1 protein-coding gene is annotated in these 565 nt (G+C 73.2%); it reads left to right on the forward strand.

Translation table 11 applies throughout. The features are described from left to right. The coding region (locus AC1D01_RS38065) for an immunoglobulin-like domain-containing protein (RefSeq protein ID WP_477875184.1) at positions 1 to 565 on the forward strand (565 nt) is incomplete at both ends.

The following is a 565-nucleotide window of genomic DNA, read 5'->3' on the forward strand; positions in this document are numbered from 1 at the left end:
GGACAACGGCCAGGCCATCACGATCCCGGTCGGCCAGAGCAGCGCCAGCAGCGCACCCTTCGTGGTGCGCGGCGACGACGCCTACGCGCAGGGCACGCAGACGCTGACGGTGGGCGTCGCGTCCACCAGCGGCGGCAATTTCGAGGGCCTCGCGCCGTCGGCGCCGGTCAGCACCGGCGTCACCGWCAACGGCAGCAACAGCACCGTGGTGCTGAGCGCGTCGACCGGCAGCGTCACTGAAGGCGGCAGCATCGTCTACACCGCCACCGTCAGCAGCCCGGTCAGCGGCWCGCCGCTGGTGCTGACGCTGGACAACGGCCAGACCATCACGATCCCGGTCGGCCAGAGCAGCGCCAGCAGCGCCCCGTTCGCGGTGCGCGCCGACGACGTGCTCGCCCAGGCCCCGCAGACCGTCACGGCCACCATCGCCGGCCACACCGGCGGCGGCTACGAGTCGCTGACGCCGGTCGGCAGCCCGTTGACCTCGGTCACCGACGACGCCGACGCCACCGCCGTCTCGCTGAGCGCCACGCCGTCGGTGGCCGAAGGCGGCAGCATCGTCTAC

This window comes from Rhizobacter sp. P3_B12 (assembly GCF_056402895.1).